The sequence below is a fragment of the Agarivorans sp. QJM3NY_30 genome (genome assembly GCF_050870855.2).
In the GTDB taxonomy this organism is placed as follows: domain Bacteria; phylum Pseudomonadota; class Gammaproteobacteria; order Enterobacterales; family Celerinatantimonadaceae; genus Agarivorans.
Map to the genome: position 1 here is coordinate 2505044 of NZ_CP194038.2, position 23350 is coordinate 2528393.

The 23350-nt window shown below is 43.7% G+C and carries 21 protein-coding genes and 2 tRNA genes; 11 read left to right on the top strand and 12 right to left on the bottom strand.

The window, feature by feature from the left end; genetic code table 11:
• Complete coding sequence (thrS, locus tag ACRRSX_RS11505; protein ID WP_432453071.1) at positions 1 to 1926, bottom strand: threonine--tRNA ligase; 1926 nt, start codon at positions 1924 to 1926, stop codon at positions 1 to 3.
• 203 nt (positions 1927 to 2129) lie between these two features.
• On the opposite strand from thrS, the gene ACRRSX_RS11510 reads away from it, so the two are divergent.
• Positions 2130 to 2333 (top strand): CPXCG motif-containing cysteine-rich protein, encoded by a 204-nt coding sequence (locus ACRRSX_RS11510; protein WP_432453070.1) that lies wholly within the window; start codon positions 2130 to 2132, stop codon positions 2331 to 2333.
• On the opposite strand, the gene ACRRSX_RS11515 is transcribed toward ACRRSX_RS11510, so the two are convergent.
• Positions 2330 to 2950, bottom strand: a complete 621-nt coding sequence (locus tag ACRRSX_RS11515; protein ID WP_432453069.1) for a riboflavin synthase subunit alpha — start codon at positions 2948 to 2950, stop codon at positions 2330 to 2332. The two genes, ACRRSX_RS11510 and ACRRSX_RS11515, sit on opposite strands and share 4 nt — an antisense overlap.
• On the opposite strand from ACRRSX_RS11515, the gene ACRRSX_RS11520 reads away from it, so the two are divergent.
• The 5 genes from ACRRSX_RS11520 (at position 2949) to ACRRSX_RS11540 (ending at position 5696) form a co-directional block, all read left to right on the top strand.
• Positions 2949 to 4346 carry an MATE family efflux transporter gene (locus ACRRSX_RS11520; RefSeq protein ID WP_432453068.1) on the top strand — a complete coding sequence of 466 codons (1398 nt, stop codon included), beginning with the start codon at positions 2949 to 2951 and terminating at the stop codon, positions 4344 to 4346. The two genes, ACRRSX_RS11515 and ACRRSX_RS11520, sit on opposite strands and share 2 nt — an antisense overlap.
• Complete coding sequence (locus tag ACRRSX_RS11525) at positions 4343 to 4795, top strand: DUF3080 family protein (protein ID WP_432453067.1); 453 nt, start codon at positions 4343 to 4345, stop codon at positions 4793 to 4795. Before ACRRSX_RS11520 ends, ACRRSX_RS11525 begins: the two co-directional genes overlap by 4 nt.
• A gap of 25 nt (positions 4796 to 4820) precedes the next feature.
• Positions 4821 to 5357 (top strand): DUF3080 family protein, encoded by a 537-nt coding sequence (locus ACRRSX_RS11530; protein ID WP_432453066.1) that lies wholly within the window; start codon positions 4821 to 4823, stop codon positions 5355 to 5357.
• 181 nt (positions 5358 to 5538) lie between these two features.
• Positions 5539 to 5615: transfer RNA gene (locus ACRRSX_RS11535), tRNA-Val, on the top strand.
• Between the two features lie 4 nt (positions 5616 to 5619).
• Positions 5620 to 5696: transfer RNA gene (locus tag ACRRSX_RS11540), tRNA-Val, on the top strand.
• 210 nt (positions 5697 to 5906) lie between these two features.
• Here ACRRSX_RS11540 and ACRRSX_RS11545 read toward each other — a convergent pair.
• The 4 genes from ACRRSX_RS11545 to ACRRSX_RS11560 all read right to left on the bottom strand — a co-directional run bounded on the left by ACRRSX_RS11545 (position 5907) and on the right by ACRRSX_RS11560 (position 10695).
• A complete protein-coding gene (locus ACRRSX_RS11545; RefSeq protein WP_432453065.1) occupies positions 5907 to 6272 on the bottom strand; it encodes a hypothetical protein in 366 nt (121 codons plus the stop codon).
• A 1-nt stretch (position 6273) separates the two neighbouring features.
• Entirely contained in the window at positions 6274 to 7632 is a 1359-nt protein-coding gene (locus tag ACRRSX_RS11550) for a voltage-gated chloride channel family protein (RefSeq protein ID WP_432453064.1), read from the bottom strand.
• A gap of 307 nt (positions 7633 to 7939) precedes the next feature.
• The gene (gene gabT / locus ACRRSX_RS11555; RefSeq protein ID WP_432453062.1) at positions 7940 to 9220 is read right to left on the bottom strand and encodes a 4-aminobutyrate--2-oxoglutarate transaminase; all 1281 of its coding nucleotides are present in this window, start codon (positions 9218 to 9220) and stop codon (positions 7940 to 7942) included.
• A gap of 17 nt (positions 9221 to 9237) precedes the next feature.
• Positions 9238 to 10695, bottom strand: coding sequence for an NAD-dependent succinate-semialdehyde dehydrogenase (locus tag ACRRSX_RS11560; RefSeq protein ID WP_432453061.1), 1458 nt, complete (start codon positions 10693 to 10695; stop codon positions 9238 to 9240).
• Positions 10696 to 10806: 111 nt separating this feature from the next.
• Between ACRRSX_RS11560 and ACRRSX_RS11565 the strand changes: the two genes are divergently transcribed.
• Positions 10807 to 11724 carry a LysR family transcriptional regulator gene (locus ACRRSX_RS11565; RefSeq protein WP_432453060.1) on the top strand — a complete coding sequence of 306 codons (918 nt, stop codon included), beginning with the start codon at positions 10807 to 10809 and terminating at the stop codon, positions 11722 to 11724.
• On the opposite strand, the gene ACRRSX_RS11570 is transcribed toward ACRRSX_RS11565, so the two are convergent.
• The gene (locus ACRRSX_RS11570; protein WP_432453059.1) at positions 11721 to 13004 is read right to left on the bottom strand and encodes a serine dehydratase subunit alpha family protein; all 1284 of its coding nucleotides are present in this window, start codon (positions 13002 to 13004) and stop codon (positions 11721 to 11723) included. The genes ACRRSX_RS11565 and ACRRSX_RS11570 overlap by 4 nt on opposite strands.
• 188 nt (positions 13005 to 13192) lie before the next feature.
• Positions 13193 to 13789 (bottom strand): cob(I)yrinic acid a,c-diamide adenosyltransferase, encoded by a 597-nt coding sequence (gene cobO, locus ACRRSX_RS11575; protein ID WP_432453058.1) that lies wholly within the window; start codon positions 13787 to 13789, stop codon positions 13193 to 13195.
• 131 nt (positions 13790 to 13920) lie between these two features.
• Between cobO and ACRRSX_RS11580 the strand changes: the two genes are divergently transcribed.
• A complete protein-coding gene (locus ACRRSX_RS11580; protein WP_432453057.1) occupies positions 13921 to 15855 on the top strand; it encodes an exoribonuclease II in 1935 nt (644 codons plus the stop codon).
• A 62-nt stretch (positions 15856 to 15917) separates the two neighbouring features.
• Here the strand turns inward: ACRRSX_RS11580 and prc are convergent, their stop codons facing one another.
• The 4 genes from prc to ACRRSX_RS11600 form a co-directional block, all read right to left on the bottom strand.
• The gene (prc, locus tag ACRRSX_RS11585) at positions 15918 to 17930 is read right to left on the bottom strand and encodes a carboxy terminal-processing peptidase (protein ID WP_432453056.1); all 2013 of its coding nucleotides are present in this window, start codon (positions 17928 to 17930) and stop codon (positions 15918 to 15920) included.
• A gap of 27 nt (positions 17931 to 17957) precedes the next feature.
• Positions 17958 to 18587: an RNA chaperone ProQ gene (proQ, locus tag ACRRSX_RS11590; protein ID WP_432453055.1), complete on the bottom strand. Its 630-nt coding sequence runs from the start codon at positions 18585 to 18587 to the stop codon at positions 17958 to 17960.
• Between the two features lie 81 nt (positions 18588 to 18668).
• The gene (locus ACRRSX_RS11595) at positions 18669 to 19148 is read right to left on the bottom strand and encodes a GAF domain-containing protein (RefSeq protein WP_432453054.1); all 480 of its coding nucleotides are present in this window, start codon (positions 19146 to 19148) and stop codon (positions 18669 to 18671) included.
• 3 nt (positions 19149 to 19151) lie between these two features.
• Positions 19152 to 19415, bottom strand: coding sequence for a YebG family protein (locus tag ACRRSX_RS11600; protein ID WP_432453053.1), 264 nt, complete (start codon positions 19413 to 19415; stop codon positions 19152 to 19154).
• A 203-nt stretch (positions 19416 to 19618) separates the two neighbouring features.
• On the opposite strand from ACRRSX_RS11600, the gene ACRRSX_RS11605 reads away from it, so the two are divergent.
• The 3 genes from ACRRSX_RS11605 to ACRRSX_RS11615 are packed head-to-tail and all read left to right on the top strand — an operon-like array spanning position 19619 to position 23340.
• Entirely contained in the window at positions 19619 to 20152 is a 534-nt protein-coding gene (locus ACRRSX_RS11605) for a paraquat-inducible protein A (RefSeq protein ID WP_432453051.1), read from the top strand.
• On the top strand, positions 20136 to 20738 hold the full coding sequence (locus ACRRSX_RS11610) for a paraquat-inducible protein A (protein ID WP_432453050.1): 603 nt from the start codon (positions 20136 to 20138) through the stop codon (positions 20736 to 20738). Before ACRRSX_RS11605 ends, ACRRSX_RS11610 begins: the two co-directional genes overlap by 17 nt.
• The gene (locus tag ACRRSX_RS11615; RefSeq protein WP_432453049.1) at positions 20731 to 23340 is read left to right on the top strand and encodes an MlaD family protein; all 2610 of its coding nucleotides are present in this window, start codon (positions 20731 to 20733) and stop codon (positions 23338 to 23340) included. Before ACRRSX_RS11610 ends, ACRRSX_RS11615 begins: the two co-directional genes overlap by 8 nt.
• Positions 23341 to 23350: the final 10 nt, after the last annotated feature.

A 23350-nucleotide genomic window follows, 5' to 3' on the forward strand; every position in this document is an offset into this window, starting at 1 on the left:
TTATACCTCAATACAATTATTATCACGATTGGCAATTTCTTGTTTTATCTGTTGAATAAAATCATCAACAGCAAATTTACCAAGATCATCACCCTTACGAGTTCTAACCGCAACCTCATTGCTGGCGACTTCTTGATCACCGACGACTAGCAAGTATGGTATACGCTTTAGAGTATGTTCGCGGATTTTAAAGCCTATCTTCTCATTTCTCAAGTCCGCAATGGCTCTAATACCCTGTTTATTTAATTTTTTTACAACTTTATGGACAAAATCAGCCTGTTTGTCAGTAATATTCATCACCACGACCTGTCTTGGCGCTAACCAAGTTGGGAAGAAGCCCGAATACTCTTCGGTTAAAATGCCAATAAAGCGCTCTAAAGATCCTAAAATGGCGCGGTGAATCATCACCGGCACATGGCGTTCGTTATCTTCTCCAACAAAAGAAGCGGATAAGCGACCCGGCATAGAGAAATCTAGCTGTACAGTACCACATTGCCACGCTCTGTCTAAGCAATCATGCAATGTAAATTCAATTTTAGGTCCGTAGAAAGCTCCTTCTCCTGGTAAATAGGAGAATTCAATCCCTTTCGAGCTCAATGCATCGGCCAAAGCTTTTTCCGATTTATCCCATGTTTCGTCATCACCAACGCGTTGTTCTGGGCGAGTTGACAGTTTTACTTCAATTTCTTCAAAACCAAAGGTTTTATAAGTCTCGTAAACCATGTCGATACATGAAGACACTTCATCTTGAATTTGATCTTCTGTACAGAAAATGTGCGCATCATCTTGGGTGAAGCCACGAACGCGCATCAAGCCATGCAGAGAACCAGATGGCTCGTTTCGGTGACACGAACCAAATTCAGCCATCCGCAATGGTAAATCGCGGTAGGACTTTAATCCTTGGTTGAAAATTTGAATATGCCCCGGACAGTTCATCGGCTTCACCGCATATTCGCGGTTTTCCGACTGGGTGGTAAACATCGCATCGGCATACTTATCCCAGTGGCCCGACTTTTCCCACATGCTGCGGTCCATGATTTGAGGCGCTTTAACTTCCTGGTATTGGTATTTAGTGAGCTGCTCACGCACATAGCTTTCCAGCTGACGGAAGATTGTCCAACCAGAATCATGCCAGAACACCATGCCGGGTGCTTCTTCTTGCATGTGGTATAAATCTAATTGTTTACCGATTTTACGATGGTCTCGCTTCGCCGCTTCTTCCAAACGTTTTAAGTAAGCTGCCAATTGTTTTTTATCTGCCCAAGCGGTGCCGTAGACCCGTTGCAGCATTTTATTTTTGCTATCACCACGCCAATAAGCACCCGCAACCTTCATCAGTTTAAAATGCTGACAAAATTTCATGTTTGGAACATGTGGCCCACGGCACATATCAACATATTCTTCATGATGGTATAAACCCGGTGTGGCGGCGCTATCGATGCCCTCGATAATCTCCAGTTTATAGGGTTCTTCACGTTCGACGAACACTGCTTTTGCATCGGCTAAGGGGACGGTCTTTTTAATGACATCGTAATTGGTTTTTGCTAAAGCCTTCATTCGTTTCTCAAGATTATCGATATCTTCTTGAGTGAGTGAATGATCTAAATCGACGTCATAATAAAAGCCGTTATCAATCGTCGGCCCAATCGCCATTTTGGTGTTCGGCCAAAGCTGCTTGATCGCGTGACCTAAAAGGTGCGCACAAGAGTGGCGAATGATCTCTAAACCATCCTCATCTTTCGCGGTAATAATCGCAACTTTTGCATCATGGTGAATCAACTCGCAGGCATCGACTCGGTTTCCATCTACTCGGCCAGCGATACAGGCTTTGGCCAAACCAGGGCCAATATCTGCGGCGATGTCCATAGTAGATACAGCATTTTCGAATTGACGTTGACTACCGTCGGGGAGAGTTATAACTGGCATATTTATCCTTGCTTTTACAGTGGTGATGCCTACTAAACATCACGTGTCTCGTCGATAAAATAAGTGCATTGAGGCACTAAAAAGAGAGCAATATTAATGCGCTGGGCGAATAACTTCAATAGCGGAAGTTTTATTGACCGAATTGCTCGTTGTTCATAGCGGTTTGCGCCATACTTAAATCGTGGACATATGGAGTGATTGCCATGAAAAACTATGTTGAAAAAATGATTAGCTGTCCAAACTGTGGTCACCATACCCCATTAGTGTTAGATGCGAGCAATGGTGACCAAGATTATTATGAAGATTGCCGCGTTTGTTGTTATACCATCCACTGTAGACTGTCAGTTGATGAACAAAACAGCAAAATTGTCGCTTATATCGACGCCGACGACGAGCAAATTTTTTAGTTTAGCCAGCGTTTAATATCACCGTTGCTCATGAGATGCTTCAGGGTATCAATCACCGTCTGAGTGCTACTGTCTATCTCGATATTCACCAGGTCATTAACTTTTTTATCACCAAGCGTGGTGGTTCTTAAAGTTTCAGGTATGAGGTGTAGCCAGAATCCTGATTCACTTAACTGCCCGACCGTTAGGCTTGCCCCGTCTACGCAGATAAATCCTTTGTAGATGACGTAATCTTGCCACTGCTTATCGAGCGCGAGGTGTATGGCTAGGTTGTTCTCACTGCTTCGTTTTTCTTGGATGCGTGCGGTTGTATGGATATGACCCGAGACGAGATGACCACCAATTTCGTCCCCCACCTTTGCCGCCCGTTCAATATTCACAAAATCTCCTTCGTGAATCAGCTCTAAATTTGTTAAACTCAGCGTTTCTTGAATCAAGTCAAATTGAACGCCCTGCTCGCTGATAGCAACAACGGTTAAACAAGTGCCATTAATTGCTACACTAGCGCCAATACTTAAGCCCTCGGTCTCTCCTAAATCGACCCAAAGTTGCATAAGCCCGGGTGATCTTTTAACGCTGATTATTTTTTTCTTACTCTGAACTATTCCGGTGAACATGAAGTATTTTATCCTCGGTTTTAAGCAACGCTTTGCTAAAGAATGTTTTGCTATTTTAAGACTTGCGGGGCCAATTGTCGTGGCCCAATTAACAATTACTGGTATGGGGTTTGTTGATACGTTGATGGCTGGTTCGGTGAGTCCAACCGATTTAGCAGCGGTTGCCGTTGCGTCCAGCTTCTTTAACCCAGTGATCTTATTGTTGCAAGGGATCCTCATGGCAGTCACGCCCTTAGTCGCTTATCAAGTGGGTGCAAAACAAGCGCATCGAGGGGGCATGATATTTCAGCAAGCGGTGGTTATCTCCTTAGGCTTAACCGTTATTGGATGGCTGATCCTTTGGTTTGCACCGAGCGTATTTAAATTGATGGATGTCGATCCTAAGCTCGTGGGTTTAACCCAACAATATCTGTTATTTGTGAGTTTTGGGCTACCTGCTTTTGCCGTCTATCAAGTGCTTAGAGGGGTGAACGAAGCCTGTTCGAATATAAAAGCCATCATGGTTATTGGAATTTTGGGACTATTGGTAAACATCCCGGTTAATTATATTTTTATTAACGGTTTATTGGGTTTACCTAAATTAGGCGGAGCGGGTTGCGGTGTCGCCACTGCAATTGTTAACTGGTTTATGGTTATTGCCATGATCATTTATGTGTTTAGAAGTCAGACCCTCGAGAAACTTCATTTATTTGAAGCTAAGCTCACCATTGACTGGCCAACCATCTCGAGAATTTTTAAATTGGGCTTGCCTATAGGCTGTGCGATATTTTTTGAAGTGACCTTGTTTTCAATGATTGCATTATTACTATCGCCTTTGGGTGCAGATATTGTGGCTGCTCATCAAATTGCGCTTAACTTTACCTCAATGGTGTTTATGTTGCCCTTAAGTATCGCGATTGCGCTAACCATTCGTGTCGGCAACTACATGGGCGAGAAATCTTATGATAAGGCGCAAATTAGTGCCTATAGCGGCATTATATTGTCGGTAATAGCAACCGTATTTATCGCATCTGCTACCATTTTGTTCAGACTCGAAATTATTAGTTGGTATACCGATAACGCAACCGTTGCAGCGATTGCTGCACCGCTATTTTTACTTGCTGCGACTTATCAGCTATCAGACTCATTGCAAGTATGCTGTGCAGGTGCCTTAAGAGGTTATCAAGACACTCGCTTTATCTTGTTGGTGACTCTTATTAGCTTCTGGCCAATTGGCTTAGGTATTGGTTCGTTGTTAACCTTTACCAATACCTTTACCGAGCACCCAATGGGTGTACAAGGTTTTTGGATTGCGATTGTGATTGCCTTAACGGCATGTGCGATAGGCCTACTTGCTCGCTTGGTTTGGGCATCGAATAATCCAGGGCGACTCTATCTCATCAATAAGGAAGCATGAGCCTTAGGCAATGCTTAAAAATACTAGCAGCTACTTTATTGCTGCTAGCAGCCATTGCATTGGTTCACGATGGGTTGCTCCCCCGCAGCGACAAGTTATTTAATGATTACCGACAACGTTTACAACGGGTACTCAATATTAAGATTGGCGTTGTGAACCCACATCAACTTGGGCAAGGCACCATTATATGGCGAAATTACCATCTCACTGAGCCAGACTTAAGGCTTTCCTTTGTGGATAGCTTTAAGTTGAATCGCTGCGGTTTGCAACAGACCGTTTTCCAGAAAAACTCCAGTTTAGGCAAACAAGCCAGTGCTGTGTATAAATTGATTTGGCATTCTCAAATTATATTTGGTTTAGCTCGTTGTTCAAATAACGCGGATATCGACCCTAAGTTTTCTTTAGTTCTAAATCGCCTGCTGAGCCGAAAGCTGCAAGCTGCAAGCTAGCGCGATTTATTGGCATAATTTCTTAGTGGATGAGATAAGCCTAAGGCAATTATGGACTCGGCGAGATCGTTTATCCCAGACGCCTAGCGGAGCCTATCGCAAATTAGCTGAGCGAATCAAGCACCTGGCGAGTTACCAAACGGTATTGCAAAATGGGGCTGCGCTAGATGAAGCCGCTTTACTTTTACAGCTAAAACAACTTGATCAAAGCCCTAGCATATTCAGCTTATTTAGCGAATTAAATCGGGCCACCATTTGGTTAAAATCTATTTCCGAATCCTTAAAGCATGCTGAATTTCGCTGTGTTTCTTCGAATCAACAACAATACAAGATCTTAGATAATGTGCTAAATAAGGTGTACATGGCGAAAGTACAGCGCTATCTAGCCGAACTCGACCAAAGTGCAAGTGTGGTGAATATTGCCCTCGCCCAACTGTATCATGCTCCCTCCTTCACAACACTAATCAGCAAGACGCAATTGATTCAGCAAAGGTTTCATCAAGCAAATAGACAACACGTTATTCAATGGCAGGAAATTATTGCGAGTTGCACTGCAACTTGAAGCGGAAGCGAAGACCTTGTTGAGTTGAATTGACGAGTAGAACGAAAAATCAGCAAAAAAGCGTCCCTTGCCTTTTGGTTGATTAATGATTAAGCATACAGTTCGCATATTCGCGAACAGCAGTTGACGGACGCATTAACTTGCAGTACCTTTCACGCCGTAGTTTGTTCACAAGCACAATACAACCGTAGCTCAGTTGGTTAGAGCACCACCTTGACATGGTGGGGGTCGGTGGTTCGAATCCACTCGGTTGTACCAAAATATTCGCGTAGCTCAGTTGGTTAGAGCGCTACCTTGACATGGTAGAGGTCGGTGGTTCAAATCCACTCGCGAATACCATCTGACTCCCCCCAGTCAGATAATTTAGATTTCCCGTAGTGATTATTTAGCCTTGGAATTTGCCTGTATGTATATGGTGGATTAAAACCTCGCTAAGTTATTTGTTTGGCTTTTATAGTGCACGCCCCATGAGTAAGCTAAAACCTTTATCGCATATAAGCCAATCACCTCTCCGGATTTGTGTTGATAAGAAGCAGCGGCTTTACTTGATTAATCAGGAAAGATCACCTTGTTCCAAGCGGGAAATGGAATATTATTCGGATTCAGTCGCCATGGTAAGGCTCTGGTTTTTTGCTTGATGATCTTACAGTAGAGGCTCAAATCGATGGTTCGATAGCCTTTGGCTAATTTAAAATGTTCCTGTTTTGCCTCCAGTTCCATCCATACGGTATCTCGCCCTGCGACTAACTGACAACGGATAGGCTGGTCAACATTAGAAGTTATGGTCACTTTAAGTTGGTCGTTTTGTAACATGGTCGTCATCGACCCAGGATAGGCAAAACTGATGTTTGGCCAAATGAGGGCAACACTAAAAGCAGTCGCCCAGCACAGTCGAACCACGGTTGAGTGCCACATCTTATTCCCCCCGTTTTTTAAACCATTTCGCCAAATAGTTACCGGTATTTCTCAACTCTCCTAGCGTTTTGGCATGGGCGTTAAAGTTGGCAGATTTGGGCACCGCTATCCGTTGTGAAGAATAGATCCCCGTATGCCCACTAAAATAGTAGGCAACAAAACAGGCGACCGCAAAATACATCAAGTGTTCTGAGCCAAATAACTCGACCCCCATGATGGTACAAGCTAAAGGCGTATTGGTGGCTGCGGCAAATACCGCAATAAATCCAATCGCGGCGAACAAATCAATTGGAGCCCCCATTAGCCAAGCAAGCGTATTGCCTAAGGTCGCACCAATGAAAAATAGTGGTGTAACTTCGCCACCCTTAAAGCCGGCAGCAAGGGTGATAGCGGTAAGCAATAATTTTAACATCCAGCTGTACCATTCAGCGCCACCTGGACTAAAAGCGCTAATGATGCTGACTCCGCCTTCGCGATAGCTATTCACGCCCAAGCCAACATAATCTTGATTACCTATCAGAGTCACTAAAACAATCACAATAATGCCTCCCATCACAGCGATGAGATAAGGGTTTTTAAAGACAAATTTAAAAATGTCTTTAAACATAAACACCATTTCGCCAAACAAATATCCGACCAAACCAAAGGCCATTGAGGCAACCACAACTTTCGCTAATAACAGCAGATCAATATGAACTATATGATGAAATAACATCACCTGTTCTAAAAAATCGACTTTATATTGAGTGTGTGGTGTGCCCCAGGCGGTACAAACCAAGTCAGCTAAAATTGCGGCAAATAGTGCTGGGATAACGGAGTCGAAGCGGATCCGACCCACTGCCAATACTTCTAGAGCAAAGATAGTGGCGGCTAAAGGAGTACTAAATAAAGCAGAAAAACCGGCAGCGACACCGGCAGCGAGAAAGACTTGATAGTCTCGCCCTTGTAACTTAAATAATCGACCATAAGCCGCACTGCAAGCGCCACCAATTTGTATTGCGGTGCCCTCGCGTCCGGCAGAGCCACCAAACAGGTGGGTGACGACCGTAGAAAGTAAAACTAAGGGGGCCATCCGCGCAGGGATCCCAGCACCTGGTTGATGAATTTCATCGATAATGAGATTGTTTCCCGATTCCGAATTTTTACCAAACCGTCGGTAGATAAATACCACCACTAAGCCAGCAATTGGCAAAAAGTATAATAAGTAGGGCTGGTCGGCTCTAGTTCGGCTCGCAAAGTCCAACAGCCACAAAAACAAGGCATTCAGAGACCCAACTACTAAAGCCATTGGAATTAACAATAATAGCCAACGACATAATACAAATAAGGTACTGGGGCTATTTTGAACGGGGTTTGGCATGTAGCTTCCTTAAAACTCTAGCTGCTATGGGTGTGGCGTGGTTCATTTTGGGTTAGAGATAACGTATTTTAATCGCGGCGTGTGGTGCAGCTTAGCATTCTAAGTAAATACCTCGCAATCATCCCGTGAGTTAAGCAAGCGAATAAGCTCACTCTAGGCGACTATTGTGATGAAAATAACCAAGACTTAACGCTGCTTTAACTCATTCTCTACAGCATTGCGATAGGATTTATCAACCCTAAAAAAAGCGAACCAAATGGTTCGCTTAATGAGAATGACTGGCAGCAGTATATAATGCTGAGATGCGCTACTCGGCAGCGGCTTGAAACAACTGGGTAAACTTAGCCATGCCCTCGTCAACAATTTCGTCTTCAATGGTAAGCGCAGGTAAGAAACGAAGCACATTTCCGTAGTAACCACATGCAAGCAAGATCAAACCAAACTCGGCTGCTTTAGCAATGAGCTTTTGTGTCAGACTGGTGTTGGCCAACTCTGGATCGCCATCACAGATCAGTTCTAAAGCGATCATCGCCCCAGAGATACGAATTTCACCAATTAACTGAGGATAGTCAGCTTTCAATTGCATCAAGTGTTCATTAAAACGCAGACCAATCATTTGCGCACGACTAACTAGCTGTTGTTGTTCAATTTGTTCCAGAACCGCCAAGCCTGCTGCACAAGCAACGGGAGAACCACCATAAGTCCCGCCTAAACCGCCAGGTAAAGGTGCATCCATGATATGGCTCTTACCAACCACTGCAGAAAGCGGGAAACCGCCAGCAATGCCCTTGGCCATGGTGATGAGATCCGGTTCAATGCCGCTATCTTCACAACAGAACATCTTACCGGTACGACCAAAGCCAGTTTGAATTTCATCCAAAATTAAGACGATGCCATGCTCATCACAAAGCGCTCTTAATGATTGCAATAAAGCATGAGGCGCAGGATAGAAACCTCCCTCGCCTTGTATTGGTTCGATAATGATAGCCGCCACGTCTTGTGGGCCAATATCTACCTTAAACAGATTTTCCAGCGCTTTTAAAGTGTCTTCGGTGGTCACTCCATGGGCAGCCATCGGAAAAGGCACATGATAGATATCGCCAGCGAAAGGACCAAATAGATGTTTATATGGCGTAATTTTACCGGTCAGCGCCATTGTGAGATTGGTTCTTCCGTGGAAACCGCCGTTAAAGGCAATCACGCCACGACGTCCGGTAGATGCCCGAGCAATTTTGACTGCATTTTCTACTGCTTCAGCACCAGTGGTGACAAAAATCGCTTTTTTCTCACTCTCGCCAGGAGCAATTTCGACTAACTTTTCGGCTAAGGCGACAGCACTTTCATAGGGATTCACCATCACGCAAGTATGACTGAACCTATCCAGTTGTTGTTTCACTGCAGCGACTACAGCCGGATTCGAATGACCGGTATTACATACCGCGATCCCGGTGGCAAAATCAATGTAGCGATTGCCTTCTACATCCCAGACTTCGGCGTTAAGTGCCTTATCGACAAACACTGGATAGGCGTTACCTTGACCCCGAGCGAATACCGCTTGTTTTCTTTGTTGTAGTAATTGATTAGACATTGCTGAGTTCCTCTAAACTAGGCGTTTAAGCCACCTAAACACAAATATTTAATTTCCATGTAATCGTCTAAGCCGTAATGCGAGCCTTCGCGTCCGTTACCGGACTGTTTAACCCCCCCAAAAGGAGCCGCAGCATTAGAAATAATCCCCTCATTGACGCCGACCATGCCATATTCAAGCGCTTCGCCAACACGCCAAACGCGACCAATATCTCGTGTATAAAAATACGCCGCTAAACCATATTCGGTATCATTAGCCAGTGCGATTGCTTGTGCTTCATCTTCAAACATAATTAAGGGCGCGACTGGGCCGAAAATTTCATTCGCGGCAATCGGCATGTCATTACTAACATGAGTCATAATTGTTGGACTATAAAATTGTTTTCCGGCTGGATGCTCTTCACCGCCACACAGGATCTTGGCACCAACCGCAACCGAGTCCGTCACCAGTTTGTGTACTTCTTGTTTCGCTTGTTCACTGATCATTGGACCGATGACAGCTGCTTCACTCAAGCCATCAGCAACCTTCAGTTGACTTAAAGCCTGGGCCAATTTCTCGCTAAAGGCCTGATAAACACCTTTTTGTACCAAGAATCGATTGGCGCACACACAGGTTTGCCCTGCATTACGGTATTTTGACGCAAGAGCACCTTGAATAGCAGCATCTAAATCTGCGTCATCAAATACAATGAAGGGGGCATTACCTCCTAGTTCCATCGATACTTTTTTCACCGTACTGGCACATTGTGCGATCAGTTGTTTACCCACCGCGGTTGAACCAGTAAAGGTGAATTTGGCAACATCTGGACTTTCGGTTAGCACCCGCCCCATACCGCGCGCATCTTCACCAACCACCACGTTAAATACACCTTTGGGGATACCTGCTCGGTCGGCTAATTCGGCCATAGCCAGCGCTGATAAAGGCGTGAGTTGGGCAGGACGAACCACAAAGGTACAACCCGCCGCCAGTGCCGCAGCCGCCTTACGAGCAATCATTGCATTTGGAAAGTTCCATGGAGTGACCGCCGCCACAACTCCAACCGCCTGTTTGATCACGACAATCCGTTTATCTGAGGCGGGACCGGGTATCACGTCTCCATAACAACGTTTACCTTCTTCGGCGAACCAATCAATGTACGAAGCGCCATAGGCTATTTCACCTTTGGCTTCGGCCAAAGGTTTACCCTGTTCAAGGGTTAAAATAGCGGCAAGATCGTCTTGATGCTCCAACATCAGCTGATACCAGCTACGTAATAGTTTTGCTCGCTCAGCAGCTGCCATATTAGACCAAGCTTTAAAGGCAGCCTTGGCGGCAGCAATCGCACTCTCCACGCCTTGAATTCCAGCATCGTCTACTTGAGCTATTGCTTGTTGATTGGCCGGGTTATATACAGAAAACTGCTGTTCGCTAGCCATCCATTGGCCGTTAATGTAAGACTGATGACGAACTAATTGTTGGTCGATGATTCTATCCATGGCTCTGGCCTCATGTACGAAGTTGAAATAACAATTTAGCGTTATTGAATACCAAGTAAAAACAATGTTAAATATCAAACAATAAAACTAAAGTTTGAATTAGATAAAACTATGCTCGATCCAAATAATGGCAAACAACTCAGCGAATACGATTTACGTCTATTGCGGGTATTTAAAGCGGTAGTTGAACACGGCGGATTTGCTGCCGCAGAAAATGCCTTAGGTATTACCCGTTCCACCATTAGTGTCCACATGTCTAGCTTAGAGAGCCGCATGAATATGCGGCTCTGCGTACGAGGCCGCAGTGGTTTTGCTTTAACCGAGCGTGGGCAAACGGTTTATCAGGCTTGCTTAAGGTTATTTTCAAGTATTAGTGAATTTAGTGCCCTCGTCGACAACCTTGGCAAAGCACTCACCGGTGAGCTAATTATACTGTACTCCGATCTCCTTGATCGCTTGAGTATTCAAAAAATTGGAAAAGCTATTGCCTTAATTAAGCAGCAGGCGCCTAGCTTATGTATCTGCCTGAACATGGATACGGTCGCTAATATTGAAGCTGCCCTTATCAATAATAGGGCTCACATTGGCTTTTATCCGGCTTATCGAAGTATTGATGGGCTGACGAGCCAAGTAGTCTTTAGTGAATCCTTATATTTATGCGCAAGCGAACAATCGGAATTATATGCGATGAATGATGGTAATATTGATAACGAAGAACTCTCCAAGCATGCCGCCATCCATCCCGGCATCGAGCTAAACCCAATGGGAAGAGCGCAGCTACAAGCCTTAAATTTTGGTGCAAAAGGCTATCAGTTTGATAGCCGTGTGGCCTTGATCCTCTCAGGTGCTTATATTGGTTATCTGCCTTTGAGTGAGCTGAAGGGTTATTTAGAAACAGAATTGATACGGCTGATAAAACCAGCGGAATATAGCTACCCTTTCGAACTGAGCTTAGTGCATAAACAAAATCCTAACGATAAAGAGAAGGTTCAGTTGGCTATGGATAAACTCAGTTTGGTATTCAACTAAAATTGTTTATGTTGCATGGTTGCAATAATTGCTTCGTCGGTGGGCAACATTGCGGTTTTGGACAAGAACCCCAGTTGTTGAATACTATCATCAGCGGAATCAAATACGATCCCCTGTTGCGCACTCACCGTATTTCCCGAGACAGCCAAAATAGCTGATTTAACTGCACTCCCCGCGCCCGTCGAGACTTTCATTGCACAACCAGCCTTCGCACCATCACAAAATACACCCGAGATGTCCCCTACCATGGCATTAATTGCCCGATGAATTGCGGCAAGGTCTCCGCCCAACAACCAAGTTAATCCTGCCGCTGCGCCCATAGATGCAGTGGTAGCGGCACATAAAGCCGACAGTTTGTTTTGTTTGGATTTAACGTAGATAGCAACGAGGTGGCTTAGCATCAGCGCTCGGGTAAATTGCTCGTCACTGAGTTGGCGTAATTCGGCAAAAGCAATAATAGGCATGGTCGCTGCTATTCCTTGATTACCGCTACCGGAGTTACTCATCGCAGCATGTGGTGCGCCCCCCATGCGAGCATCTGACGCAGCGGCTCCCAAACGCATGGCTCGCCCCATTAAATCATCGCTCAATAAGCCCTGAGTAATTTGTTGCTGTAAACTTGCTCCTAAGGCTAGCCCATACTCTCCGGTCATCCCAATGCTGGCCAACGCTCGATTTAATTCCGCGGCACGTTTTATAAATATGATTTGATTAAGCGGGACCTGAGTTACAAATGTATAGATCTCAGACAGCGTTAATAATGGCAAAGGTGGTACCGCCAAATGCTCACCACAAGCATTGTCCGTCACTTGCGGGCTCCGCTGACCGTTTACTTCGATATATTCAAAATGAGTATGTGATTGCGCAATACACACTTCAACCAAAGACTCACCAAGACCAGCTTGGACAACGGTATACAATACATCTGGATGAGAAATCATCTCAATCTTGACACGTTTTTGCACGAGCATCTGGTTCGCTTCAGCTAAGTCGGCACTGGAGATATCAGCCAGTACCTCCAAACCCTTATCGGCATTCCCTGTACAAGCTCCTGCCGCAGCAGCAATGGCAAGACCAGCTTTACCTGTGCCTGGAACCATAACACCCATCCCATTTTTATAGAGATTGGGCGTGACTTTAACTTTAAGGTGATCTGGTGTGGCACCAAGAATTTGTCTTGCTTTCGCGCTGGCCAAAGCGACTGTAACTGGCTCGGTGCAACCCAAAGCGGGTACAACTTGAGACTGAACGAGGTTTATGTAAGCTTGCCACTGGTGCATAAAGCTATCCAACTGATTAACTGATAAACCATGTTAACCTCGACTCACTAGAAAAAACTGGCTGATTTAGCTAATAAAAGAGAACGATTGAGAAATAAATTCTCAATCTAACTCAACTTATAGTATTTAAATTTATATTTTGATGAGTGCTCAATATCATTTCGCGCAAATAATTGATGATTGAATATCTACCAGTCAATCCCTTTACGTGCTTTGATGCCATTTTCGAAGGCATGTTTCTGACTTTTTACTTCTGATATGGTGTCGGCAATTTCCAAGAGTTTTCGATGACAAGCTCGTCCAGTCACAACAACTGTTTGTTCTCTTGGACGCTGCGCAATAGCTTCAACAACCTCATCAACATCCAAGTAGTCGTAGCTCAACATATAGGTGAGCTCATCCAGCAAAACCAGGTAAATGGACGGATCTGTCAGCCACTGTTTACAACGCTGCCATACTTCCTCGGCCGCTTGGCGATCTAAGTCGCGATTTTGCGTTTCCCAAGTGAAACCAGTCGCCATCGTCGCAAATTCTACACCATGTTGACTCAGCAACTCGCGCTCACCGCAGTCCCAACCGCCTTTAATAAATTGAGCGACTACCGCCTTAAAACCATGGCCCACAGCGCGGGTGACATTGCCAAATCCGCCAGTGGATTTTCCCTTGCCGTTTCCGGTAATCACCAGTAGTAAGCCACGTTCTATTTGCGCTTGTTCAACTTTAGCATCAACGTTTTCCTTTATTTTTTGTTGGCGCTGTTGGTGTTTTTGCTTGTCTTTACTCATCTACAATCCATTTAGTTGACATCGTATTAGTAAGTGTAACTCGCGGGAAAGCCAACAAACCAGTACTGTTTCTCTAGAATAGCTAGAAACCTTTGGGTATAGTGCCTGCACAATGTATGACGGATCCCTTTATGCTTAAAGATAACCCTCTATTAGCCCAGCTGAAACAGCAAATTAGAGAGACCATTCCCACGGTTGAAGGCGTGGTGAAAGCCACCGATAAGAATTTTGGTTTTCTACAAACCGATAATAAAAAAAGTTATTTTATTTCGCCTCCTTCGATGAAGCAGCTGATTCATGGTGACCGAATCAAGGCCGCAATCCGTGAAAATAATGGCAAAGAAGCCGCTGAGCCAGAAACTTTAGTGGAAGCAGCACTAGACAGCTTTGTTGCACGGATCAAGTTTGTTGATAATCGCACTAAGGTGATCGTTGACCATCCACTGATTAATCAAGCCTTGAGTGCAAGGGTGAAGAAAGGTAGTGATTTCACCATCAAGCAAGGAGACTGGGTAATCGCTCGTTTGTTGAAACACGCACTGAGAGATAAGCAGTTTCAAGTCGAGATCATTGAATTTATTGCCGATAGTGATGACAATTTTGCGCGCTGGAAAGCAACCACGCTAAAACATGGTTTAGTTTGGGATCAACCTGATCTTACAGAGCCACTTGAACTCATTGATCCTCAAGAGGCACGCCGTAACGTAGTCGATGAGCTATTTTTCACCATTGATGGTGAAAGTACCAAGGATATGGACGACGCGATTGCGATTCAGCGTCACGATAATGGCTGGTGTCTTAAGGTAGCTATCGCAGACCCCAGTGCATATTTCAATCCAGAGAGTGAGTTGGAAGCCGCTGCAGCAAAGCGTGCTTTTACGTTGTATTTGCCTGCTCGTACTGTGCCGATGATGCCAAATCAATTAGCCAACGAAAAATGCTCATTGCACGCGGACCAGCAGCGGCCCGCTTTAATCTGTGAAATGAATATTAGCTTGGACGGTGAATTACTTGATGATGCCACGTTTTATCTGGCGACTGTGGAATCTAAATATCGTCTTAACTACCAACAAGTTTCCGATTTTATAGATAATGAAACCGGAACGTTTGATGGTTTAGAAGATTTGCAGCAAGCACTAAGCCAGCTTCATCAACTTAGCGAACAACGTTATCATTGGCGCGCTGCACATCGTTCAGTATTTGGTGATCAGGCTGATTATGAATTTGTTCTGGACCATAAAGGGCAAGTCATCGATATCCTTCGTCAATCACGGCGCAGTGCTAATCGAATGGTGGAAGAAGCGATGGTGGCTGCCAACATATGTGGTGGACGATTGCTTGATGAACGACTCGGTCACGGGGTGTTTACCTGCCATTCTGGTTTTAAAGTTGAAAAACTAGAAGGCCTGGTTGAACTACTGAAAAAGTTTGAGTTTAGCGTCGACAGTACACGATTGGATGACTTGGATTATTTCTGTGAATTACGTAGAAAGATTAGTCAATCGGGGAATAAGACTTTAGATCAATTAGTAAAGCGTCACTTCAACTTCAGTGTTTACAGTGCGCAGTGTCAAGCCCACTTTGGCTTAGGTGAAGCCAAATACGCGACCTGGACGTCACCAATTCGAAAATACAGTGATTTGCTGAATCATCGATTGATTAAAGCAGCAATTAGAGGTGACCAAGTTGACTCACCTTTAACCGAGGCCCTCACTGAACATTTAAGCGATTGTCGCAAAAAACAGAAATTTGCAGAAAGAGAAATGGCCAACTATCTCTACTGTGAATATTTCAGTGAACAAGCTGCCACAACCAGCTTAGATGCAGAAATTACGAATGTGAATCGAGGGGGCTTAAATGTTCGCTTACTTGATAGTGGAGCCACTGCGTTTATTGCTAAGGGGAAATTAGCTAAATCAGCTGAAGAGCTAAAAATAGATAATGAAATGGGCTCCATCTCAAGTGATAGCTACCATTATAAAATTGGCGATATTATTCAGGTCAAAATTATAGAAGTTAAAAAGCTGCAACAATCCATATTGGCTAGCCCTGTATTCTCTGATTAAGCGCTTGTCATCAACACAAAAGCCAGCGTAAAAGCTGGCTTTTTTTTAGGTGGATTACATATTTAACTGTTCTTGCTGAGCGCCAAATAGTCTAAAGAAATTTCTGCAGCTTCATCTAAAAAAGCGTCATCAATTTCAAAATCCTTTGGTGCATCATCTAAACTTTTAACTGGCTTTTTACCCAAACGAGTCAAGCGCTCATTTAATCGAACTAACTGCTTCTGTTCTTTGTCATCGCGTTGGGCGACTCGAGTTTTCTCGTTGAGACTAATCTCAACCATATCCTTATCTTTTCGAAAATCGGCAATATCATTAATAATATACTGAAACTCAGGATCATGACTGATTCTCGCTAAATGCTTCTTCTCAAGGGTCGCAATATACGGATGAATATTACTTAATACTTTATATTCCGCAGGTTTGATCTTATCCCAAGGTAAGGCATTTTTCTCTAAGCTTTCTCCGGTTTCTTCCGGCAACAATGCCACCGGGTAAGCAATGTCAGGGATCACACCTCGATGTTGAGTACTGCCGCCATTAATTCGATAAAACTTAGCAATTGTATATTGTACATGGCCAAGTTCGTTTTCATATAAATCATAAATACGGCCTAAACCACGATGCTGTTGCACAGTACCTTTACCATAGCTTTGTTCGCCCACAATAATTGCTCGGCCGTAATCTTGCAGTGCTGCAGCAAAAATCTCAGACGCTGACGCGCTATAACGATCGATTAAAATAACCATTGGGCCATCGTAATTCACATGGTTACTGGTATCGCTATTGACACTAATTCGTCCCAATTGGTCTCGAACTTGAACCACCGGACCTTGCGGGATAAATAAACCAGTTAACGCAGTGGCTTCGGTCAACGCGCCTCCGCCATTACCACGAAGATCAACCACTAAAGAGCTAATATTTTGCTCTGCTAGTTTAGCCAGTTCTTTGCTCGCGTCCTTGCTCAGATTAACGTAAAAACTAGGGACATTCAGTACCCCTACTTTCTTTCCTTCAATCTCTAATACTTCACTTTTAGCGGCGCGATCTTCCAGACGAACTTTATCGCGAACGATGCCAACAATTTTAGTTTTACCGTCGACCTTGCCATGAGAAGATAATATTTCTAAGCGAACCGTAGTTCCTTTAGGTCCTTTGATAAGATCGACAACATCATCTAAACGCCAACCGATAATATCAACAAATTCGCCTTCGCCTTGTGCTACACCAACAATTTTATCGTCTGGCCCTAATTGGTTACTCAGCGCCGCAGGGCCTCCGGGAACCAAACTACGAATAATGGTGTATTCATCTTCGCCCTGCAGTACTGCCCCAATCCCTTCTAAAGATAAGTTCATCTCCATTTGAAAGCGTTCGGCGGTACGGGGAGAAAGATAACTAGTGTGAGGTTCGATACTGCGAGAATAAGCATTCATTGCAGTTTGAAAAACATCTTCACTCGAGGTTTGTACCAGACGTTTAATCGCGCTGTTATAACGTTTTGCTAAAATTTCAACGATTTTATCGTGGTCACGCCCCGCCAATTTAAGGCTTAGTGCATCGTACTTAACTTTTAATCGCCATAGCTCCTTGACTTCAGCTTGATCTTTTGGCCAATCTGCCTTGCTACGGTCAAATTGAAACTGTTCGTCTTTACTAAAATCCATTTGCTCGTCAATCACCTGCAACGAATATACTAATTGCTGATAACGACGTTTTAGCGACAAGTCAAAAATAGAATAAAGCGGTTCCAAACGGCCAGCTGGAATATCTTGGTCTAAAACATAACGATAACGTTCAAAACGAGCAATATCTTCTTTTAGAAACAAGCTACGATTGTAATCAAGTTGTTGGATGTATTTATCGAAAATCTCACTCGATAATTCATCGTCAAAGGGAATACTACGGTAATGCGAGCGAGAGTAGAGCGCACTTATCCTTTTAGCCGCTGTAGCATGTTGACTTTGCTGACTTAATGTCGGTAAAGCTTCTTCGCTTAAATTAGCCGTTTGAGCTAACAAAAATGTTGAATAACAGAGTGTTAAAAAAAACAGCCAAAGACGGCTCGAATATTTCATAGGCACCTATCTCACTACTAAATTAATTTATGCAACGATATGCTCAGCTTTCACTTTTACTAACATACCGCTTTTAAGCGTGACCGCAATGCCATCTTTACTGACTTCGGAAATCTGCCCAGGCATAGGAGTCTGACCAACTAATACCCTCACTTCTTTGCCTGCAACCAAATCTTTACTATCAATTTTCTCGATTGGTTTTTTCTCTACCGCAGGTTTACTAACACTGGCTTTGGGTTTCTCGTTGCGTTTTACATCAGCTTTTGCCTTACGCTCAGCCAATTTAGCTTTGTTAGCTTTTTCTGCTTGCGCCTTTTTGTGAGCAAAGGCTTTATCTTTACTCTCTTTTAAGGTTTTTTGTGCATGTTCAACATGCTCTTGCTCAATCTCTGCACCTTCAACGCCGTCTAGGTCAACTCGTTTGGAGCCCACCTTCACGCCATGTAAGTAACGCCAACTTGAAGTGTATTGACGTAAAGCTGAGCGCAATACGGTATTACTGATTTTTTCATCTTCTTTAAGACGTTCAGCTAAATCCTGAAAAATACCAATTTTAAGTGGCTTAGCTTCACCTTCCGTCGAAAAACAAAGCGGAAATTGAGTCGCTAAATATTGAATAACTTCTTTACTATTTTTCAGTTTATTAGTTTGTTCCATGATGACCTTTCTTATACATCTTTACTGGTACAGCGATAGGGCTGATTTCGGCTATTATAGTGAGGGTATATTGAAAAGCCATTAAAAATGCACTTCTGATAAGTTATTTTCTAGCTCTTTAACTAAATACTCGATACCAATTTGATCAGAATCGTCGAATCGTGAAAGCTGTGGGCTATCGATATCAATCACTCCTATCAGTCGACCATTTAGATGAAACGGGACCACGATTTCCGACGCGCTTGCGCCATCACAAGCAATATGGCCGGGAAACTGGTGGACGTCGGGAACACAGATAGAGCTTTGTTTGGCGAAGGCTTCTCCGCAGACACCTTTGCCCACAACAATGGAGCTACAAGCTGGTTTGCCTTGAAAAGGACCTAACAACAATGTGTCGTTGCTTTGATTAATGAGATAGCAGCCGACCCAATTAATATGCTCTAACTCCATCCATAACAAGGCCGAAAAATTAGCCAAATTAGAAATATAGGGTAAATCTCTATCAAGCAAGGCTGAAATTTGCTTGGCGAGGGTTAGATACCTGCTAGAAACTTGCTGCAAGCGCTATTCCTCTTCTGCTTCAATCATTGATTCCGAAAACTCTTGGCCTTTTAATAACTGTTGCACCGCATTGCGTTGCAAAGACAAGAAGTAACCTAGGTTTTCAGCTTGCGCCTCACTCATTTTAGGATCGGCATGTTTCACTAATAAAGTAAGCTGATCGGCGACATCTAACATCTTGTCGTAACTGTCGGCTTGTTTTTTTGAGCTAAAAGTCATTTTTTCTACACCGTTACGTTCGACGACATATTTAATAATTACAGCCACGGCTGCCTCCATCTACTGTTTTTATGTACAGGTTATTATGCATCATCAATCACAAAACTACTAGAGAGAAAAATTATGCAGTATTCTGTAGCTTAGTTGAGCTAATATACATAACTATGAATTCTTTAGAAATATCAAAGCTGTCCATTTGCCCTAGCTGTGACTTGTTGCTCGAAAAGCAGCAACAATGTAAGGCTGGCCAAGTGACCACTTGTCCCCGCTGTGACCAGGTGTTATTTCGTGGTTCTTCGCTTCGTTTTTCAAGTCAACTAGCGCTTTCTTTAGCCTGTTTAGTCATGGTTATTCTCGCCAATACCTACCCGCTACTCAGCTTCACAGTATTAGGGATCCCTAACTCAGCAAACATACTGCGTGGCACGGTATTATTGCTGGAACATGGGCATTATTTAGTCGGCTTTTGTGTTTTTCTTGCCAGTTTTATTGCGCCAATCTTACTTTTTAGTTTAGTTTCTTACACGTCTTTTAGCCTCGCAATCGCTTGGAAATCGCCCGGTTTGGCTACCGCGCTGCACTTTCAAGACGACTTAATTGATTGGAGCATGATCGAAGTGTATATCGTCAGCTTTTTAGTGGCCTTAGTTAAACTGGTTGATTTTGCAGATATCCACCTAGGTTACGGGCTATGGTGTATTTGTACCACCTTGTTTTTGTCCACTTATTTGGTTCAACGCTATCGAGCGGCTGATTATTGGGATCGTTATGTTCACATCAGCTAAACAACTCGGTTTAAAGTTATGCAGGCATTGCGAATTAACGATGCCAGTTGAACAGGCGACTTGTCCACGTTGTCATATGCCAGTGCATAGTCGATTACCGAATAGTTTACAGCGCTGTTGGGCTTTCGTTATCACCGCTACCATCGGTCTATTCCCTGCGAATTTATTACCGATTACGGTGCTGACTACTCGGGGGGCTCCGCAATACGAAACCATTATGTCGGGAGTCGCTTCATTGATTAAAGATGACATGGTCGGAATTGCCATTGTGGTTTTTGTCGCCAGTATTGTTGTTCCGGTCATGAAACTCATCGGCTTAGCGGTCATATTATTAAGCTTACATTTCCGTTTTAACTTAACTAACAAGCAACGTATTGTTATTTATCGGATCATCGACATTATAGGTAAGTGGTCAATGTTAGATTTATTTGTATTGTCGATTATGATCGCGGTATTTGAGCGTAATAATTTGGTTGGCGTGGAAGCGGGTGCAGGGGCAACTGCCTTTGGTGCAGTGGTGCTATTGACCTTATTTGCTGCGAAGTCTTTCGATACCAGACTCATTTGGGATAAAGAAATTGAATAAAATTAGTACCGCAGAGTATAAAAAAGAACGAATTATTTCTCCCATTTGGCTGCTACCCATTTTGGCTGTATTACTCGGCGGATGGTTACTATTTAAGGCCTGGTCAGAAGCGGGGATAAAAATTGATATTGTTTTCGAAAGCGCCCAAGGCATCACAACAGGTCAAACCCAAGTATTTTACCAAGGGCTCGATATCGGTGTGGTTAAGTCAGTCAAACTGGGTCCTAAACTTCAGGGCGTGGTGGTAAAAGTTGAAATCAAACGCGAAGCAGAAAGTCTTCTTACTAGCGATGCCCAGTTCTGGTTAGTTCGTCCAAAAGCATCAATCACCGAAATTAGCGGTTTAGATGCCTTAGTATCCGGAAACTACATCGAACTAAATCCAGGAACTGGAGAACTTGCCGAACAGTTTGTCGCGCTAAATGAGCCTCCCAATATAGTGCGTGGGGAAGGTTTAAACTTAAAACTAAGTGCCGCTGATTTAGGTTCTTTAAATATCGGCTCCGGTATCTACTATAAAAAGATCAAGGTTGGGGATGTACAGCGATTTCAGCTTAAAAATGACCTACAAGTTGAATTTGACATCTTGATTAAGCCGCAATTTGCACATTTAGTGAAGACTAATTCGCACTTTTGGAATGTAAGTGGTTTTAAAGCCGATATCTCTCTGGACGGGATGCAAATTAGCAGTGAAGGTTTAGCCAGTGTTATTACGGGCGGGATCAGTTTTGATAGCCCCCCAGATTCTCCTGTCGCAGTCAAGGGTCACCAATTTAAACTTTTTAATAACTTGCAAGAGGCCCATCGCGGCAAAGTCATTGAAATTACCATGGCAAAACAATATGGCCTGATTGCGCAACGTAGTAAATTGCTCTATCGCGGCGCTGTCGTCGGTTTCATTACTGAGATAAACACTAACAGTAGCCAAGATGATTTTGTGGCCAAAGCTCTAGTTGAACCCAAGTACGAAGGGCTGTTTAACCAGAGCACACAACTGGTACTAATTAAACCGAACATCAGTCTTAAGGGGTTCAAAAATATTGATGCTTTGATCGGTGCAAAACAAATTGAAGTCTATAGCGACCCCTCCCCTCAAGAACTACAAAATAGCTTTCGATTATCGCAAACCGTAAAACCACCTTTAGGCAGTAAGTCGTTACGCTTACTAAGCGATAACGTGCGCGATCTTACCATTGGTAGTCCTGTTATCTATCAAGGCCTGAGCATTGGTCAATTAAGTAATATACGTTTAGTTAAGCGTCATTTTGAGATAGATGCCTTTATTGAGCCTGATTATGTATCACTGGTTTCAAAAAATAGTCGTTTCTACTTACAGAGTCCCTTAGCTCTGCGAGCTGACATCAATGGTATTAGTGTGGAAAGTAGTGGCTTAAGTGGTTTTTTAAACACGCCGATTGTCTTAATGCCGGGAACAAGCACCACCGCTTCGACCCAAAAACAATTCACTCTCTACCCAAACCAACAAGCTGCGAAACTTTCTAAAGAGAAATCGCAACCGGCGCTTAAGTTACGTTTAATGACTGAAGAATTGGGCTCACTTGGAGAAGGCTCGCCGGTTCTATACCACAAATTACCGATAGGAAAAGTGAGCCATTATCAATTGGCCGCGAATGGCGAGTTACAAATTGATCTTATCATTGAAGGGCAATATAGACACCTTATCACCAACCACAGCCGTTTTTGGCACGCATCAGGCATCGAAATTCAAGCCAGCCTTGATGGGCTATCAGTGAATAGTGAGTCGCTCAAAAGCCTAATGATTGGCGGAATAAGTGTTGACCAGTTTGATCAATTAGCCAAAGAAACCCAGAGAATAGTCCACAAAGATAAGCAATCTGCGACCAAACGACAACTGACCATCAAGCTGCATAGTCAAGATGCTCAAGGTTTACGCCGGCATATGCCAATAAAATACCAAGGCCAGCAAATTGGAAGAATCGTCGATTTAAGCTTTGACGATTCGCTCAGCGGATTAACCGCAACAGCTGAACTTGATTATCCTTATTATCGTAATTTTGCTCGAACTGGTAGCCTCTATTGGCAAGAGAGTGCACAGCTCAGCCTTTCTTCTGTTAAAAACTTAGACACGCTAGTAAAAGGTGACTTTATCAGTGCCTTACCTGGCAAAGGTCAGCCTAGGCTAGAATTTAGTTTACATAAACAGCAACCCAATACCGATCGTAAGGCCTTGATTGTGTGGCTTAGTGCTAGCCACTTTGGTTCTTTGAAAGTTGGTAGCCCAGTGTTATATAAGCAATACCAGGTGGGTAAAGTCGATGCAGCTAAGTTAAGCCTTGATGGTTCTAAAATCATGGCTAGACTGAAGATAAACTCTAAATATCGTCACTTAGTGAGAGCCAATAGCCTTTTTTGGAATGCATCCGGTATCGATGTGAAACTGGGTTTAAGTGGCGCAGACATTCGAGTGGATTCAATGGAAACACTACTCAGTGGGGGGATTGCTTTTGCAACTCCAGATAAACTGCCCTTAGCGAAAGCAGCCGCAAACGAAGATAAGTTTGAATTGCAGTCCACTTATGATGAAAAATGGCTACAATGGAGCCCATCAATTCAACCTTAACTGAAATCTA